Below are 17283 nucleotides of genomic sequence, written 5' to 3' on the forward strand. Positions count from 1 at the left end.
CACGGGACCCACCTCACGGCTTGATCGCCAGTGGCAGGAAAACCAGGCTCGTACTTCCTAAGATTCCGGTCGCTCGGCGAAGGCTTCCTGCATTGCCCGTAGAATGATGAGGGCGGACGCTGCGCCGGGGTCCATATGGCCCAGGGAACGTTCTCCAAGCCGGGCGGCACGCCCTCGGGTTGCGACCATGGACCTTGTCGATTGCGCGCCTTCCGCGCCGGCCTCCACGATATGGCGCCACATCTGCCCGATGGTCAGGCCGTTTGCCTTGGCGTGAACGGCGACCTCCATTGCCGGTATCCATGTGTCGAGCATCGTCTTGTCTCCGCGCTGCCCTTTGCCGCGTAGTTGGATACCCTTGGTAATGGCTTCGACGATGGCGACCTGTTCCGGCAGCTCGAGGGACAGCTGGTTCTTCAAGGCCTTGGCTGCGTTTTGAAAGCCTGTTGCATAAAGGGGACCGGTGGAGGCGCCGACGGCATCGAGAAAGGCGGATGCTGCTGCCGCGAAGACGTCGGAGGGTGATGCCTCATCAAGGTCGAGTTTTGCAAGCGCGCTGGTGACGGCCGAAAACCCCAGCGCCATGCTGATCCCGTGATCGGCGTCGCCGATGGCGCCGTCGAGATCGGACAGATATTCCTTCTCCGCCTTTATCGACAGGGCAATCAGCTGGAACATCCAGCTGAGGCGTCGCGCTGCGGTTTGCGGCATTGCATTGATCTCCCGAACAGCGTGGAATTCTCATTGGGCCGCAGGTAGCGGCCCTTTTTCGGTGATCCGAAGAAAGGCCGTATCGCAGGGATGCGACAGGAGATCGGATAGTTCCTGATCCAGGTGCAGGATGGATATGGATGCACCGTTCATGTCGAGCGACGTGCAGTAATGGCCGACCCAGTTTGCCACGATGACAATCCGCTTGGCGCTGAGGCGCTCTTCCACGCGCTTGAACAGAATGTAGAGCTCCATCAGGGGGGTCGAGCCGAACGAATTGACAAGAACCGCCACCTGGTCGCCCGGGCCGGCCGTCATCTCGGAAAAGACCCTGTCCATGATGCGGTCGACGATTTCATCGGCTTGCATCATCTTCTCGCGGATGACGCCTCGTTCGCCATGAATGCCCATGCCGATTTCCATCTCGTCAGGGCCGATCTCGAAGTTGTGCCGGCGGGTTTGCGGCAAGGAACAGGGTTCCAGTGCGACGCCCATCGTATAGGTGCGCCTGTTGGCCTTGCGTGCAATGGCCTCGCATTCGTCGAGCGACAGCCCGCGATCGCAGGCGGCGCCGGCGATCTTGAAGACAAAGAAATTGCCCGCCACGCCGCGCCGTCCGTCGCGATCCTCTACCGGTGAGGAGGAGATATCGTCAGTCGTCAGCACCGTGCGCGTGGGGATGTTCGCCTCCTGCGCCAGCTCGGCCGCCATTTCGAAGTTCATCACGTCGCCGACATAATTGCCGTAGACGAAAAGGACGCCGGCTCCGCCTGAGGCAGCCTTTGCGCATTCGAAGATTGGAACAGGGGGAGGCGAGGAGAAGATGTTGCCGATCGCTACCGCGTCGGCCAGCCCCTTGCCGACATAACCGAGAAAGCAGGGTTCGTGGCCGGAGCCACCGCCGATGACCAGGCCGACCTTGCCCTTACGCGGACCATTGCGTGCAACCAAGGCACGCTTCGAGCCGTTGATCGGTGCGATATGAGCGGCATGCGCCTTGACCACCCCGTCAAGCATTTCATCGACAACGTCATCGGGGTTGTTGAGAAATTTCTTGATGTGGGTGCGATTGTAGCTGGGCGGGGCAGCCTCGGATTCCTGCCGCAAGCGTTGGGCCGGCTTGTTGTGGATCTGCGCTACGCCATCGGCGTTGAGGATGCCACGCCCGGTCGCCGCATCGGTGATCAACACGCTGACATAGCCGCCTCTCAGCGCCGCCAGAATTGCCGGCACCTTGTCGAAACCGCCGGCAACCGCAACGCGCATGTCGCTATCCCGCAGCCGATCGAGCGAAATGCCGATGGTTCTGTCGTCCAGGGGACCGGAAACGGGGTGGCCATGGGAGTCGATGAAACGGCCTGCAATCACGCCGACTGCATTTCTGGCCAGATAATCCTGTATCGAGACGTCCTCGAAGAATCCGCTGGTATGGATCGTCGAATTCGGCCGAAGGGACGAAATGCCGAAAAGTGCCTTGTTGGCCCGGGTCAGCGCTTGGAATTGCTCGGCAATGACCGGTTCGTCCAAGAAAGCCGATTTGACCTGCGCATTCGACACGATGGCCGGCGCGGTGATGTTGATGAGATGGGCATTCGTGGCTTTGGCGAGCGCTGCCGCGCATAGCTCCGGCGTGTAGGCGAAACCGGCCCGAGTGCCGCCGGTGGCCTGGACGACCGTCACATCCTGCAGATTGGCGATATGCAGGTTTTGGGCAATGGACAGGACGGTGCGCCCCCATGCGACGGCAACCGTATCGCCGGATTTCAGCAGCTTCGCAACGGCTTGCGCGCCGGCGGCTCCAAGGCGGTCGATCAGGGTTCGCGATCCATCATCGTTGGGCACGACGAGGCAGTCGGTCAATCCGAAATGCTGTTTCAGCTCCTGTGCGATTATCAGCGAGCCCAGCCGCGAAGGTTCGATGGAAATGCTGACAATTCCACGGCTGCGCGCTTCGGCAAGGTAGCTGTTGACCGTTGCGCGCGAGATTCCCATTATCTCGGCGATATCGCCCTGTGTGCGCCCGTCCTCGTAATAGAGCCAGCAGGCCCACACATAGGGATCGTCGCCATAACGCAGCGGTATGACATCGGCCAATTCCGCCTGACCGGGCTTGGCCAGAGCGGTTTTATTACTCGGCGCCATCTTGTTTGCCATCGCTCCTGCGTCGGTCGGGAAGGCTTGCAGGACAATGCCTTTGTCTCGTCTTGCGAAAATTCACAACAAAAGGCGGCCCAACTTTCCAAGCATAAAGTGGGGCCGCCATGTTGCGCAAATCGGCTGTCCCTTATTGCAGCTGCTCGCGGGCGCGGAGTGACAATTCCTTGAGAATGATGGCACAGGAGGTTGCCCCGGCGTCCAAGACCCCGCGGGAACGTTCGCCCAGACGGCTGGCGCGTCCGATCCTGGCGACCAGATCTATTGTGGAATCTCGCCCCTTTTCCGCGGCTTCGACGAGCGCATCCAGAGCTTCGGCAAAGGATCTGCCGGCCGTGTTCGCATCGTCGAACGCGGCAAGGGCAGGAACGAACGTGTCGAGAAGCGTCTTGTCGCCTACCTTGGCGGAGCCGATGGATTGAATGCCTTCGAGGCCCGCATGCAGCATGCGGCTGAAGGCGGTGGCATCGATGGCGTCGACACCGTCGATCTTTTCGGCGAATTCCGTAAACATGACGCCATAGAGCGGCCCCATCGAGCCGCCGATTTCGGTCATCAGGACGGTGCCGAGCGTATCGAGCGAGCCTGAAAGGGACGCGTTCTTGCCCTTGAGCCGTTCGGCAGCCAGGTTGAAGCCTTTGGCCATGTTGACGCCGTGATCGCCGTCGCCGATCTTGCCGTCGATTTCGCTGAGATAGGCCCGATTTTCGATAATGCGTTCTGCCATGGCCAAAACGATATTGCCGGCTTCCGCATTGTTCAGGGTTTGCATGGGGCGTTCTCTCTACAAGATTGCAGTGCAGCGCACGTCCGTATCGAGCAGTTCCTTCAGTTCGTCGTCAAGAGCCATGACCGTCAGGGTTGCGCCGATCATTTCCAGAGAGGTGAAGTAATTGCCGATATAGGTGCGATGGATTTTCAGGCCGCGTTTGACGATCTCGGATTCGATCGTATCGTTCAGGATGTAGAGTTCGTTGAGCGGTGTCGCGCCGAGGCCGGAAACCAGTACGGCGACTTCGGTACCTTCGGAAAGATCATGGTCGTCGAGAACGATCCCGCACATGTCGCGGGCGATCTCGGCCGCGGATTTAAGCGGCTCCACGCGGACGCCCGGCTCGCCGTGATGGCCAATGCCGACCTCCATCGTGCCCGGAGCGATCTCGAAATTCGGATGGCCGACAGCAGGCAAGGTACATGGACCGAGGCCCACGCCGATCGAGCGGCAATTGTCGATCGCCCTTTGCGCGGTGGCACGGACGTCTTCGAGCGAGGCGCCCTTTGCCGCCTTGGCGCCGCCAACCTTCCACATGAAGATTTCGCCAGCAACGCCCCGGCGTTTTTCGCGCTCGTCTTGGGGCGCCGAGCAGACATCGTCGTTGGCGACCACGGTCGCCACTTCGATGCCATCCTTGGCGGCAAGCTTGATCGCCATCTTCACGTTCATGTTGTCGCCGGCGTAATTGCCGTAGAGCACGACGACACCTTTACCGCCATCGGCTTCGCGGATGGCGTCATGGAAGCTTTTGGCCGTGGGGGAGGAGAACAGCTCGCCGACAGCCACGGCATCGAGCATGTTCTTGCCGGTATAGCCGATGAAGGCCGGCTCGTGGCCGGAACCGCCACCCGTGATGACACCCACCTTGCCGGCCTGAGGGGCATCCCTGGCGGCGATGACACGGGGATTGTCGGCGAGGCGAACAATATCGGAATGGGCCTTGACGAAACCCTTCACCGTGTCTTCGACGACTTCGTCGGGATTGTTGACGAAACGCTGCATGATTTCTCCTATGGGTTCCTGGAGCGCTTCGGCTCAAAGGATGGTGTAGCCGCCATCGATCAGCAGATCGGCGCCGTTGATCATGTCCGCACCGGCGGAAGCGAGGAAGACGGCAGCGGCCGCGATTTCCTCGGGAAAGGCGAACCGGCCGGCGGGAATGCGTTTTTTGGCGGCGTCGCCCTTTTCTCCCGCCCAGGCCTTCTTGCCCAGTTCGGTGAGTACGATGGTGGGAGAAAGCGTGTTGACGGTGATGCCGTATTTGCCCCATTCGGCCGCAAAGGTCTTGGACATGCCGATCACGCCGAATTTCGAGGCGCAATAGGCCACATGCTCCTCGATGGCGACAGTGCCGGCCTGCGAAGCGAGGTTGATGATCCTGCCGCCCTTGCCGGCGCCGATCATTTCCCGGCCGACAGCCTGCGTGACCAGGAAGCTGCCCTTGAGATTGATGTCGATCGTCCTGGTCCAGTGGTCCAGCGACAGATCCTCGGCCGGAGCCAAGAACACGACCCCGGCGCTGTTGACCGAAATGTCGATGCCGCCAAAAGCAGCCTTCGTACCCGCGATCGCGGCGTTGACGGATGCAGGATCGGTGACATCACACGCGAATGCGTGCGCGCCATTCCCAAGCTCGGCCGCCTTCGCGGCGGCAAGTTCGGCGTTGATGTCGAGAACGGCGACCCGGGCACCCTTGGTGACGAAGGCGGTTGCAACGGCAGCACCGATGCCGGAGGCGGCTCCGGTGACGAGGGCGACCTTGCCGGAGAGGGGGAAGGTCAGGTCGATCTGAGGCGCGATATCGGTCATGTCGATGGGTCCTGGCGGTAGGAGGCGCGGGGTGAAACGCTACCCCGCGCGGAAGAATCACTTGCTGCGGGCAGCGAGCAGCTTGTCGACATTGTCGGCGGTGACGGGAGTCCACGGCACGTTGTATTCCTTGGCCTTACCGTCGTTGAACGGCATGCTGGGATACTGGGCCCAGATATCGGATTGCGGCTTGTAGTTGCCCTTCCTAGCCTGGAAGATGGCAAGGTCCAACGCTCCCTGCGCCTGAGCGCGGGCGTCCTGCAGGATCGAGGTCATCGTGCCCTGCTTGACCGCATGGAGCGCATCGGTGACACCGTCGATGCCGGCAATGGCAAAATCCTTGACGTTCAGCTTGGCCGCCTTGATGGCTTCGATCGCGCCGAGCGCCATCTCGTCATTCTGGCCGATGACGCCGTTGATCTGGCCCGGGTGTGCCGTCAGCCAGTTTTCCATCAGCGTCTGCGCTTCGGCGCGTGACCAGTTGGCCGTCTGGTCTTCGATGACCTTCACATTCGGGCATTCCGCAAGAGCCTTCTTGTTGCCCTCGAGACGGGAGATCTGCGCCGACTGGCCGATCGGGCCTTCGATGATCACGACATTGCCCTTGCAGCCGATCTTGTCGAGCACGCTCTTGGCCTCCAGATAGCCCGAGACCGTGTCGTCGGAGCCGACATAGGACGCCAGCAGGTCGGAGTGGACGCGTGTGTTCGAGCCGACGACGGGAATGCCGGCGTCATGCGCGGCCTGGACGGCAGTGGCGCCGGCCTCGATGTCGATGGGCACGAAGATGATCGCGTCGAATTTCTGCGTGATCATCGTGTTGAACTGTTCCTGCTGCACGAGCGCATCGTAGCGCCCGTCGAACACGGTCAGCTCCACCTCCCCATTCTTGACGGCAGGATGTTCCTTCAGCGCCGCTGTCCAGATCTGCATGAACTCGGCGTTGAGGCCGTAGGGGGCCGCCCCGATCTTGATCTTCTTGTCCTGCGCCAGGGCAGGCGTCACCAGCAACGCCGTGGCCGCGGCCAGGGCGACAAGCAGTTTCCTCATGGTCGTTCTCCTCCGAAAATTGCCGCAGCCATGACGGCACGCGGTTCTGGATCGCGGGCGCGAGCGTCCGGATGGCACGGGCTTACTCGCCCTGGTTTCTCTTCTGATCCAGCATCACGGCACCGACGATCAGGGCGCCCTTGAGGACCTGCTGGTAGTAGGATTGGATGCCCATCAGATCGAGGCCGTTGTTCATCACGCCGATGATCAGGGCGCCGATCAGTGTGCCGGTGATACGGCCGACACCGCCGGACAGGCTGGTGCCGCCGATCACCACGGCGGCGATGGCATCGAGCTCGTAGGCGATGCCGGCTTGCGGCAAGGCGGAACCGGTGCGGGCCGCCAGCATCATGCCCGCCAGGCCTGAAAGTCCGCCGGAGATGACGTAGACGCTGAAACGGATGCGGGCAACGTTGATGCCCGACGTCTTGGCGGCATGCGGGTTGCCGCCCACGGCATAGATGTAGCGGCCGAAGCGCGTACGGTTCAGCACCCACCAGGACAGGGCGAACACCACGGCGAGCAGGACGACCGGCGCAGGAATGCCGAACAGGCTGCCGGTGCCGATCCAGCGGAATTCAGGCGTGAGAGCGGGCACGGGCCGGCCCCCACCATAGATGAGCGTCAGGCCCCGCGCTGCCGAAAGCATGCCGAGCGTGGCCACGAAGGCGGGGACGGCAAAGCGCGAGACGATGATACCGGCCACGGCGCCGCAGGCGATACCGACGAGAAGGCCCGCCGCCAATGCGAGATAGAACGGATAAGGCGCGCCCGGCAGGCCCGCCGTCGACGAGGTGGTGGCGAAGCTGGCGGCAATGATGCCCGTAAGCGCCGCCACCGATCCGACGGACAGATCGATCCCTCGCGTCAGGATGACGAACGTCATACCCACCGCCAGCACGCCGTTGATGGCCGTCTGCAGCAATACGTTGGAGATGTTGCCCGCGGTGAGAAAGTACTGGTTGGAGACCGAAAGGACCAAGGCAAGCAGCAAGAAGGCGATGAAGATGCCGTATTCCTGGATGATGAGCCGACGATGCTCCCTGCCGGGCCAGATGCTGGTGGAAGGATTCTGGTTAGCGGACACGTGGATTTCCTTTTTGTGCCGGGCATATGCCAGGGCGCCGGTCTCAGGTGGACAGATGCACGAGTGACTGCGCGTCGGTTTCTTCACGCCGTTGGATCCCGGCGGACCGTCCCTGCCGCATCACCAGGATGCGGTCGGACATGCCGAGCACCTCGTCTATTTCGGATGAGATCATCACGACCGTGCCGCCTGCTGCCGCGAAGTCGCAGATGATGCGGTAGATCTCGCGCTTGGCGCCGACATCGACGCCGCGCGTGGGTTCGTCCAGCAGGAGAAGCTTGGGCTGGCGCAAGAACCACTTGCCGAGCACGACTTTTTGCTGGTTGCCACCCGACAGGCCGGAAACCGGCATGGTATCGCGCGCAGCCTTGATGCCGAAACGCGCGATCATGTCTGCCGAGGCGGCCCGTTCCTGCCGGCGCTGCATGGTGAAACCCGGACTCAGCTCCGGCAGGCTCGCCAGACAGATGTTGTTGCGCACGCTGTCGGAGAGATTGAGGCCGGTGAGCTTGCGGTCTTCGGTGACGAGCGCGATGCCTGCGCGCATGGCATCGGCGGGACGGGAAATGGCCAGTGGCTGGCCGTCCAAAGTGATGCTGCCGGCCGTCGGCTTGTCCAGGCCAAACAGGCAGTCGAAGATCTCCGTACGCCCCGACCCCATCAGACCGTAAATGCCGAAGATCTCACCCCGTCGCACGGAAAATGAAATGTCGTCGATCTTGCCGGGAGCCGAGAGGCCGTTGACCTCGAAGCTTACCGTCTCCGCGGGGATGTTGGTCTTGACATATTCCTCCCCGAGCTCCCGGCCGACGATCATGCGGATCAGCTCGGGACGGTTGATATCGGCCAAGGCGCCGCTGCCGACATAACTGCCGTCCCGGAAGACGGTGTAGGAGTCGGCGATCTGGAAGATTTCCGACAATCGGTGGGAGACATAGACGACCCCCTTGCCGGCGGCCTTGAGTCGCTCGATGGCCGAGAACAGATGCTGAGCTTCCTTCTCGCCGATGGCGGAGGTCGGCTCGTCCATGAAGATGACCTCGGCATCGTGACTGAGTGCCTTGGCGATCTCCACGAGCTGCATCTGCGCCACCGAGAGATTCATCATGTATTGGCTGGCACGGATGTTGAAGCCGAGCTGGTCGAACAGCGCCTGGGCCTCCCGGTTCATCTTGCGGAAATCGATGCCGCCGAAGCGTGCCGACGGTTCGCGCCCCAGGAAGATGTTCTCGGCCGCCGTCATGTGGGGAACCGGGCTGAGCTCCTGTTCGATGATGGCAATGCCGGAGGCAAGCGCTTCGGCCGGACTGGAGAACTCCACGGCCTTGCCGCGGCGGCGGATCGAGCCGGCGTCTCTGCGATGCAGCCCCATCAGGATCTTCAGGAAGGTGGACTTGCCCGCGCCGTTGCCGCCGCACAAGGCATGGACGGAACCCGCATGGAGCTTGAAGGCGCCATTTCGCAAAGCAGCAACGCCGCCGAAGGACTTTTTGAGCCCTTCCACCTCAAGCAAGAGATCCACGCTTCCTCTCCTCCTATGCGCACGCCGCCTGGCCGGCGGGCACGTCGACGTCACGAGAGCCAAGCTCGAGCGTCGATATTGACAATTGTCAAATAAGGATCGACAAATGTCAAGAACTGCAAAAACGAACAAGAACCATGGCCGTCGGGCAGCCGGCTTGCCTTGGGAGGGAACCACAATGAAGATTGCTCTTGGCGCGGACGGCGCAGGAAAGCCCCTGCTTGATGTCATCGCGCATCATCTGGCCGGTAGGGGTGACATCACGGTTACCGATCTGAGCCGGCCGGGCTACTACGCCGACATCTCGAAGGTCCTCGCCGAAAGCGTGGTCAACGGCGAATATGATCGGGGGCTGTTGTTCTGCGGCACCGGAATCGGCGTGTCGATTTCGGCGAACAAAGTGCCAGGTATCCGCGCCGCCCTGACCCATGACACCTATTCAGCGGAAAGAGCCGCAAGGTCCAACAATGCTCAGATCATTGCCATGGGCGCCCGTGTGATCGGTCCGGAACTGGCTAAAGCCATCGTCGACGTTTTCCTCGCATCCAGCTTCGATCCAAACGGGCCGTCGGCGGACAACGTCAAAGCGATCGATCGTTTGGATGCAGGCAAGGCAAATGCATCCGATGCTTGAGGCTGAACGATGGAGCGCGGCAATGAACTCTTGCGCAACCGACAAAGAAGCTGCCCCGCCGGCGGACCTGGCCGGCCTCGCCGGAAAAACGCAGCCTTCGGAAACGGGAGGAAAAAGTGTCGTCATATAGCCTGAACCGGCAGGCGCCTTTTCTGCTGTTGATCAATTGCGCGGTGCTCGCCGCCGGAGCTCTGTTGGCGGGCTCCAGTTTCATCGACAGCTACAATCTGCAATCCATGGCGTCGCAGGTTCCCGAACTCGGCCTTCTGGCACTCGGCGTCATGCTGGCCATGATCTCGGGCAATGGTGGTATCGATCTGTCGGGTATCGCTTTGGCGAACCTTGCCGGTATCGCCGCCTTTCTGGTGACGAGCCACTTCATCGTCGCCGATGACGCGCCGACCCTGTTTTTCTGGAGTTTCACCGGTCTGGCGCTTCTCGTGGGCCTGGTCGGCGGCTTCGTAAACGGAAGCGTGATCGCCTATGCGCGGCTGACGCCCCTGATCGCGACACTGGGGACGCAGCTCCTGTTTACCGGCATTGCGGTGTTCCTGACCAATGGCTCCGCGATCACCATGGGCTTTATCGAACCGCTGGATGACTTCGGCAACATGCCGGTATTCGGTATTCCCGTGTGCTTTGCGCTGTTTCTGGCGATCGCAGCCGGACTGGCATTTCTTTTGAAATACACGCCCTTCGGCATGAAACTCATGATGCTGGGAAGTAATTCCAAGGCAGCACGGTATGGCGGCATCAATGAAAAGCGTATGCTGCTTGTTACCTATACTCTATGCGGTGTGTTGTCTTCCGTTGCCGGGGTCATTATCGCGGCCCGCAATTCCTCGGTGAAATGGGATTATGGTGGCTCTTATGTGCTGATCGCCATTCTGATTGCCGTTCTGGCCGGCGTTAAGCCCGAAGGCGGATACGGCAAGGTGGTCTGTGTGCTGCTGGCTGCGACGGCGCTGCAGATTCTCTCGAGCCTGTTCAACTTCATGAACATTTCGAATTTCTTCCGCGACCTTGCCTGGGGCGTCCTGCTGTTGGCCCTCCTGGCCTTTTCGCGGGTGCACCTGGGCGTCTGGCTCAAGCCGAAGCGACGATAGCCCGGTTCGCGATCGGCTCGGCACCATCAAGATCCCATAGAACCGGCAATGCCGATCCTAGAAGACGATTTTGCTTAAAATGGAGGAAACTATGAGCAAAATTACCAAACTGGCAGCTTGTACGATGCTGGCAGGCGTGTTGATGGCTGGGGCTTCGTTCGCCCAGGACAAGCCATCCATCGTGACGGTGGTCAAGGTCACCGGCGAAAACTGGTTCATCCGCATGAATGAAGGCGTGGATGCGTTCGGCAAGGACAACCCAAGCTTAAGCGCCAGCCAGATCGGCCCCGCCAAGGCAGACGCGGCGCAGCAGGCCCGCATCATCGAAGATCTCGTCGCCAAGAAAGTATCGGCGATCGCGGTTGTTCCGATGGACCCGTCGGCACTCGAAGGCGTGCTTCGCCGAGCCTCTCAGCGTGGGATCAAGGTCATCACCCATGAGGGGGACAGCCTCAAGAATACCGATGTCGACATCGAAGCCTTCGACAACAAGGCCTTCGGTGCGCGTATCAACGAAAAGCTCTCCGCCTGCATGGGCAAGTCGGGCAAATGGACGTCGTTCGTCGGCTCGCTGGGCAGCTTGACGCATAACCAGTGGGTCGATGCCGGCGCGGAAAACGCCAAGAAATATCCGGGCATGGAACTGGTTGCCGCCAAGAACGAATCCTTCAACGACGCCAATCGCGCCTATGAAAAGGCCAAGGAGATCCTGCGCAAATATCCGGACATCAAGGGCTTCCAGGGCTCCTCTGCCATTGACGTGATCGGTATCGGCCGCGCCGTGGAAGAAGCTGGGCTTCAGGGCAAGGTCTGCGTCTACGGCCTCGGCCTTCCCAAGGATACCGGACCTTATCTGGAAAGCGGCGCCGTCAACCAGATCTTCTTCTGGGATCCCAAGGATGCCGGCTACGTCATGAACAAGGTCTCCGAGATGGTCTTGAAGGGCGAAGAGATCAAGGACGGGGTCAATCTCGGCGTGCCGGGCTACGAAAAGATGACCGTCATCAAGGGACCGGGCAAGGGCATCATCATGCAGGGCCAGGCTTGGGTGGATGTCGACAAGTCCAACTACAAGAAGTTCCCGTTCTGACAACGAGCATCGCTCGCCGATGCGTCTTCCGCCGGGCATCGATCCCGCGCCGGAAGGCGCGTCGGGGAGTTCTAGAGCAAGGCGCGTTCAGGTGTGAACGCTTGTTTGCTCTAACTCTTTGGTTCGACGCGTCTTTGCGATTTGAAGCGATTCAATCAAATCGCAAAACGCTATAGGAATTTGCCATGCACGCGACCGATCCCACGCCGCACTCTGTGCCGCCGTTTCTCGAGGTCAGAAACGTCCGGAAGTCCTTCGGCGGCGTCGTGGCGCTGAAGGATGTCAGCCTCACGATCCACGCGGGGCAGATCTATCACCTGATGGGGGAGAATGGCTGCGGCAAGAGCACGCTGATCAAGATCCTTTCCGGCGCCCAGCCTGCCGATGAGGGGCAAATTCTGATCGACGGCCAGTCGACCGGAAGCCGGGCCGGCGATCTGGGCGCGATCGGGGCGCTGCGGGCCGGCATCGAGACGGTCTATCAGGACCTGTCGCTCCTCCCCAACCTTTCTGTTGCCGAGAACGTCGCGTTTACCGAGCAGCTCGTCGAGGCGTCGGGGCGTCTGGTCCGCAGGCTGAATGTCACGGCGCTGCATGAAACGGCGCGCCGGGCCCTGGCGGAAGTGCATCTTCCGACCAACAGCGATTTTCTCACCCGCCGCACGGACACGCTGCCGCTTGCGACGCGCCAGTTGATCGCCATTGCCCGCGCCGTCGCCTCCGAAGCGCGCCTGGTCATCATGGACGAGCCGACGACATCCCTTACGCGCCAGGAAGTCGAAAATCTGCTGGGCGTTGTCGAGCGGCTGCGCGCCAAGGGCGTCGCGGTTTTGTTCGTCACGCATAAGCTCGACGAGTGCAAATTGCTCGGGGGCCGCGCAATCATCATGCGCGACGGGCTGAAGGTCGCCGAACTCGATGTCGCCGATCACAGCAAGGCTGAATTCAGCCGGTGGATGACGGGCCGCGAGATCGGCGAGACACGCTATCGCACCGACCCGAAACTTGGCGATGTCCTGCTCCAAGTCGAGAATCTCGAGGATGGCCGGGCTTTTCGAAACATCTCGCTGAGCGTGAGAAAGGGCGAGATATTGGGCGTCACGGGGTTGCTGGATTCCGGCCGCAACGAGCTGGCTCTGGCGCTGGCCGGCGTGAAGCCGGCGATTGGCGGCAAGATACGCCTGGCCGGCAAGACGATCGCGCCTCAATCGACGCTGCAAGCCATACAAAACGGCATTGGCTATGTGCCCGAGGATCGCCTTACCGAGGGCTTGTTCCTTGAAAAGTCGATCCAGGACAACATAACGCTGCCGATCCTGGATCGTCTGCGCAATGCGCTCGGCATCGTCAGTTCCCGCAGTGCTCGTCGCACCGCGGAAGCCAGCGTCGCCGACCTGCAGATCGTCGCGCCGGACGTGGCGGTTCCGGTTCAGTCCCTTTCCGGCGGCAACCAGCAAAGGGTGCTCATCGGGCGGTGGCTCACCATCAACCCGAAACTGCTCATCCTGCACGGGCCGACCGTCGGCGTGGATGTGGGGTCGAAAGACACGATCTTCCGGATCATCCAGCGCCTGGCCGATGAAGGCATGGCAGTCATCATCAGCGATGATTTGCCGGAGCTTCTGCAGAACTGCGACCGCATTCTCGTCATGCGCCACGGCGGCATCGTGGCCGCGCACAAGGCCGAAGGGCTGACGGAAGACGCGATCTATCAATCCATGGCCGGCACGTCGAAGGAGATCGCGCAATGACCGAGATGGCATCGCCGACCGCTGCCGACCCCCGGCGCCGCGGCTTCCTGCTCCGCGGGTGGGACTTGATGGGGCGCCGGCCCGAGCTCTTCACCTTGGCGCTGACGATTGCGACCTGCTTGGTCGTGATCGCCGCCAATCCCGACTTCCTCCAGATGAGCAATATCGTCGACATATTGCGTGCGTCGGTGGTGCGCGGGCTGTTTGCGATGGGGGTGCTGGTCGTGCTGGCGTCCGGGGGCATCGACGTGTCGTTCACGGCGATTGCCGCCTTCGTGATGTATGTCCTGACCATGGTCGTCACGAACTGGTTCCCGGGCATGCCGATGATGGTCATCCTGATCCTTGCGGCCCTCGGCGGCGCGGCCTTTGGAATCGTAAACGGGCTGCTCGTGCAAAAACTCCAGGCCCCGTCGCTGATCGTCACGATCGGCACGCAATATGTCATCCGCAGTTTCCTGCTGACCTTCATCGGGACCGCCCTGTTCATGAACATCCCGGCCGCGATGGATGCTTTCGGCAAGGCCTCGCTGTTCACCCATCGCGCCTCGAATGGCGTTGTGTCCGTGTTGCCCGCGACCGTTCTGGTGCTGGCCGTAGCCGCTCTCGTCACATGGTACATCCTGGAGCGCACGCTGATGGGCCGCGCCATCTTCGCCATCGGCGGCAATTCTGCGATTGCCGAACGTCTTGGCATCAATCTGTTTCGCGTGCGGGTGTTCGTGTTTGCCTATGCCGGGCTGCTCGCCGGCATTGCCGGTGTGATCCACGTTTCGAGCAATCGCCTCGCCAATCCGTTCGATCTGGCCGGCATGGAGCTTGAAATCATCGCGGCCGTCGTTCTGGGTGGCGCCCGCATCACGGGCGGCTCCGGATCGGTGATCGGGACGCTGCTTGGCGTGCTCCTGATAACGCTGGTCAGCAACGTGCTGATCTTCGTGGGTATTCCAAGCACGCTACAACTGGCCATCGTCGGCATCTTCATCCTGATCGCGGGCACCATTTTCGCCTTGCGCAATCGTAGCTAGCAGGCGCCTGCAGCGCCGCCAGCCAATCATGTGTCTTATTTGATGAGGTTTCCATGTCTCACGACGTGTCGGTCATTGGGCTTTATATTCTCGACGTGCTCGGACGCCCGGTCGATGCCATTCCAGCCGGCGGCAATGTGGAGTTCATCGACGAAATCAGGCTGACCGTTGCAGGCACCGCCGGTGGAACGGTGGTGGATCTTGCAAAACTTGGGCTGAATTGCCTTGCAGTCGGTGCCGTGGGCGACGACGAGAAGGCAGATTTCGTTCTTGCAACTCTTCAGCGCTTCGGCGTCGATACGGCTCAGATGCAGCGCCTGACAGGTGTGCCGACATCGTCGACCATCTTGAATATCCGGCGCAATGGCGACCGGCCGGCGCTCCATGCCCGAGGGGCCTCCGATCACTTCGAGGTTGCCGAAAGCGCCCTAGATGCGGTGCTGGCTCCGGCGATCATCCACCTGGGTGGTACCGGATTGTTGGCCAGACTCGACGGAGAGCCGAGCCGCAAATTGCTGGCCGAGGCAAAGGCGCGTGGGCGGACGACAACGTTCGACCTGCTCGGGGCCAATGACGGCACGCTCGATCTTATTGCGCCCCTGTTTCCCTATATCGACTATTTCATGCCCTCCATCGAGGAAGCGCGGCAGATCTCCGGCACGTCCGATATCGAGAGTGCGGGCCGGTTCTTCCTCGATCGCGGCGTGAAACATTGCGTATTCACGCTCGGCGGCGATGGCGTGTGCTTCATGGACGCTCACGGCGAGATCGTTCGCCAGCCGGCCTTCCAGATCGAGGTGGTGGACACGACCGGATGCGGCGATGCTTTCGATGCGGGTTTCATCACGGCCCTGCATCGCAGGATGGATCTGAAGACCGCTTTGAATTTTGCCCAGGCATCGGCGGCACTGGTGGCGACGGGTCTCGGCTCCGACGCAGGCATTCGCTCGTTCGATGATACGTTGGCCTTCATGAATACCGTGCCGATCAAGCACTGAACCGGAAGCGTCCCGCAAATCCGGCCCTCATGACCCAAAGGCGGGCGGCAGCCTCGGGCAACGACGCGCTTCGTTCGGCAGAGGAGGCACGTTTGCCGAAAGGCTGGCCGCGAGGCTTGGATCTCTGCGATCCAGGATCTGCAGACCGTCGGCCTCGCGCCTGCTGCGCAGGCGAGGGGATATAGTTCCGCGCCGCTCTGGTCAGCGGCCTGCGTGATCGAAACGGCTTCGCCCCATCCTGCGTTCGACTTGATCAGGGGCCGTTGCCCGGCGCTTCGTGCCCGCCCCACGGCATGCCAGTGCGGCCAGGGAGACGTCAAACGCCGCCGCAAGGCCGCCGATCGAGCCAGACGATCCTTCTCCAGATCCTGCAATTCAAAGACCCGGCCCCCGGCCGTGAGGCGCCCGATGGCTCCCGCGGATGCCTCTATCCATGCGCTCCTATAACTCTTGTAAAAATGAAAATACATGTGTATCGATTGCCGAAGGCGGCCGGAACTGACTGCAGTCAGCCGGTACGCTGCAGGCGGACTTGTTCTGCCTGTCGACCATAGAGGGAGGACTCCATGAATAAGCTCGCGACGCTGATCGCATGTGCCGCTTTTGCTCTGCCCGCTACAGCCCTGGCTCAAAGCGCGCCCGGTACCGTCAAGAAGGACAGCTATCGCTTTGTCATCGTGCCGAAGGTCGTCCATCCCTGGTTCGACAAGGTAAATCAGGGTGCCCAGCAGGCTGCGGCGGCACTGAAGGCGCAAACGGGCGCCAATGTCGAAATCGTCTATTCCGCTCCCCAGTCCGCGGATGTCGTGCAACAGAACCAGATCCTGGACAGCGCGCTCGCCACGCATCCCGATGGCCTGGCGATCGATCTTCTGGATCCTTCGGGCAACCGCGCTTCGCTGGAAGAAGCCCAGGGCCAGAAGATCCCGCTCGTCCTGTTCGATTCCGTGCCGCCCGAGGGCATGTCGATCACCCATATCGGATCGGATTTCTGCGAACAGGCCAAGATTGCTTCGCGCCGCCTCGTCGAACTTCTCGGCGGCAAGGGCGAAGTCGCCATCATGATGGGCGTGCCGACCGCGCCCAACCATGCGATCCGGGCTGATTGCCATCGCAAGGTGTTTGCCGAAAATCCCGGCATCAAGGTTGTGGCCGAAGGGATCGACAACGACAGCATCCAGACCGCTCAGCAGCAGGCCGCCGCCATCATGCAGGCGCATCCCGATCTCAAGGGCTGGGTTGCCTCCGATGCCGCGGGGCCGATCGGCATCGGCCAGGCCATCGTCGAAGCTGGCAAGCAGGGCAAGGTCACGCTTGTCGGCCTCGATAACCTGCCGGAAATGCTCGATATGATCCGCAATGGCGTCGCGGAGAGTTCATCGGCGTCCCAGCCTGAACTGCAGGGTTACTGGTCTGTGATGATGTTGTGGGCAAAGGCGACCGGAGCGCCCGTTCCCGATTTCATCGACACCGGCAACGCCTTCCTGACCAAGCAGAATGTGGGCGGCTGAGCATCTTTCGCAAGTAGTAAACAGGCGCGGGTTCCTTGGCCCGCGCCTTATTCGTCC

15 protein-coding genes are annotated in these 17283 nt (G+C 61.4%); 7 read left to right on the forward strand and 8 right to left on the reverse strand.

Annotated elements, in window-relative coordinates; genetic code table 11:
- Positions 1-57: 57 nt before the first annotated feature.
- From dhaL (QM672_RS04720) to QM672_RS04755, 8 genes are all read right to left on the reverse strand, one after another.
- The gene (gene dhaL / locus QM672_RS04720; RefSeq protein ID WP_311937036.1) at positions 58-711 is read right to left on the reverse strand and encodes a dihydroxyacetone kinase subunit DhaL; all 654 of its coding nucleotides are present in this window, start codon (positions 709-711) and stop codon (positions 58-60) included.
- Positions 712-741: 30 nt separating this feature from the next.
- Positions 742-2853 (reverse strand): bifunctional sugar-binding transcriptional regulator/dihydroxyacetone kinase subunit DhaK, encoded by a 2112-nt coding sequence (locus QM672_RS04725; RefSeq protein WP_415080943.1) that lies wholly within the window; start codon positions 2851-2853, stop codon positions 742-744.
- A gap of 142 nt (positions 2854-2995) precedes the next feature.
- Complete coding sequence (gene dhaL, locus QM672_RS04730; protein WP_415080945.1) at positions 2996-3637, reverse strand: dihydroxyacetone kinase subunit DhaL; 642 nt, start codon at positions 3635-3637, stop codon at positions 2996-2998.
- A gap of 12 nt (positions 3638-3649) precedes the next feature.
- Positions 3650-4642, reverse strand: coding sequence for a dihydroxyacetone kinase subunit DhaK (locus tag QM672_RS04735; RefSeq protein WP_415080947.1), 993 nt, complete (start codon positions 4640-4642; stop codon positions 3650-3652).
- A 33-nt stretch (positions 4643-4675) separates the two neighbouring features.
- Positions 4676-5449, reverse strand: a complete 774-nt coding sequence (locus tag QM672_RS04740) for an SDR family oxidoreductase (protein ID WP_415080949.1) — start codon at positions 5447-5449, stop codon at positions 4676-4678.
- 57 nt (positions 5450-5506) lie between these two features.
- Positions 5507-6499: a substrate-binding domain-containing protein gene (locus tag QM672_RS04745; protein ID WP_415080951.1), complete on the reverse strand. Its 993-nt coding sequence runs from the start codon at positions 6497-6499 to the stop codon at positions 5507-5509.
- 82 nt (positions 6500-6581) lie between these two features.
- Entirely contained in the window at positions 6582-7586 is a 1005-nt protein-coding gene (locus QM672_RS04750; RefSeq protein WP_394311538.1) for an ABC transporter permease, read from the reverse strand.
- Positions 7587-7629: 43 nt separating this feature from the next.
- Positions 7630-9108, reverse strand: a complete 1479-nt coding sequence (locus QM672_RS04755; RefSeq protein WP_149250113.1) for a sugar ABC transporter ATP-binding protein — start codon at positions 9106-9108, stop codon at positions 7630-7632.
- 178 nt (positions 9109-9286) lie between these two features.
- On the opposite strand from QM672_RS04755, the gene QM672_RS04760 reads away from it, so the two are divergent.
- The 7 genes from QM672_RS04760 to QM672_RS04790 all read left to right on the forward strand — a co-directional run bounded on the left by QM672_RS04760 (position 9287) and on the right by QM672_RS04790 (position 17226).
- A complete protein-coding gene (locus QM672_RS04760) occupies positions 9287-9742 on the forward strand; it encodes an RpiB/LacA/LacB family sugar-phosphate isomerase (RefSeq protein WP_149250112.1) in 456 nt (151 codons plus the stop codon).
- A 116-nt stretch (positions 9743-9858) separates the two neighbouring features.
- Complete coding sequence (locus QM672_RS04765) at positions 9859-10848, forward strand: ABC transporter permease (RefSeq protein ID WP_415080954.1); 990 nt, start codon at positions 9859-9861, stop codon at positions 10846-10848.
- Between the two features lie 91 nt (positions 10849-10939).
- Positions 10940-11938 (forward strand): autoinducer 2 ABC transporter substrate-binding protein, encoded by a 999-nt coding sequence (locus QM672_RS04770; RefSeq protein WP_311937013.1) that lies wholly within the window; start codon positions 10940-10942, stop codon positions 11936-11938.
- Between the two features lie 185 nt (positions 11939-12123).
- Positions 12124-13689: a sugar ABC transporter ATP-binding protein gene (locus QM672_RS04775; protein ID WP_415080956.1), complete on the forward strand. Its 1566-nt coding sequence runs from the start codon at positions 12124-12126 to the stop codon at positions 13687-13689.
- A gap of 5 nt (positions 13690-13694) precedes the next feature.
- The gene (locus QM672_RS04780; RefSeq protein ID WP_415081144.1) at positions 13695-14717 is read left to right on the forward strand and encodes an ABC transporter permease; all 1023 of its coding nucleotides are present in this window, start codon (positions 13695-13697) and stop codon (positions 14715-14717) included.
- A 53-nt stretch (positions 14718-14770) separates the two neighbouring features.
- Complete coding sequence (locus QM672_RS04785; protein WP_415080958.1) at positions 14771-15715, forward strand: carbohydrate kinase family protein; 945 nt, start codon at positions 14771-14773, stop codon at positions 15713-15715.
- Positions 15716-16281: 566 nt separating this feature from the next.
- Positions 16282-17226, forward strand: a complete 945-nt coding sequence (locus tag QM672_RS04790) for a substrate-binding domain-containing protein (RefSeq protein ID WP_367624756.1) — start codon at positions 16282-16284, stop codon at positions 17224-17226.
- Positions 17227-17283: the final 57 nt, after the last annotated feature.

This window comes from Labrys sp. (in: a-proteobacteria) (assembly GCF_047605565.1).
Lineage (GTDB): Bacteria > Pseudomonadota > Alphaproteobacteria > Rhizobiales > Labraceae > Labrys > Labrys neptuniae.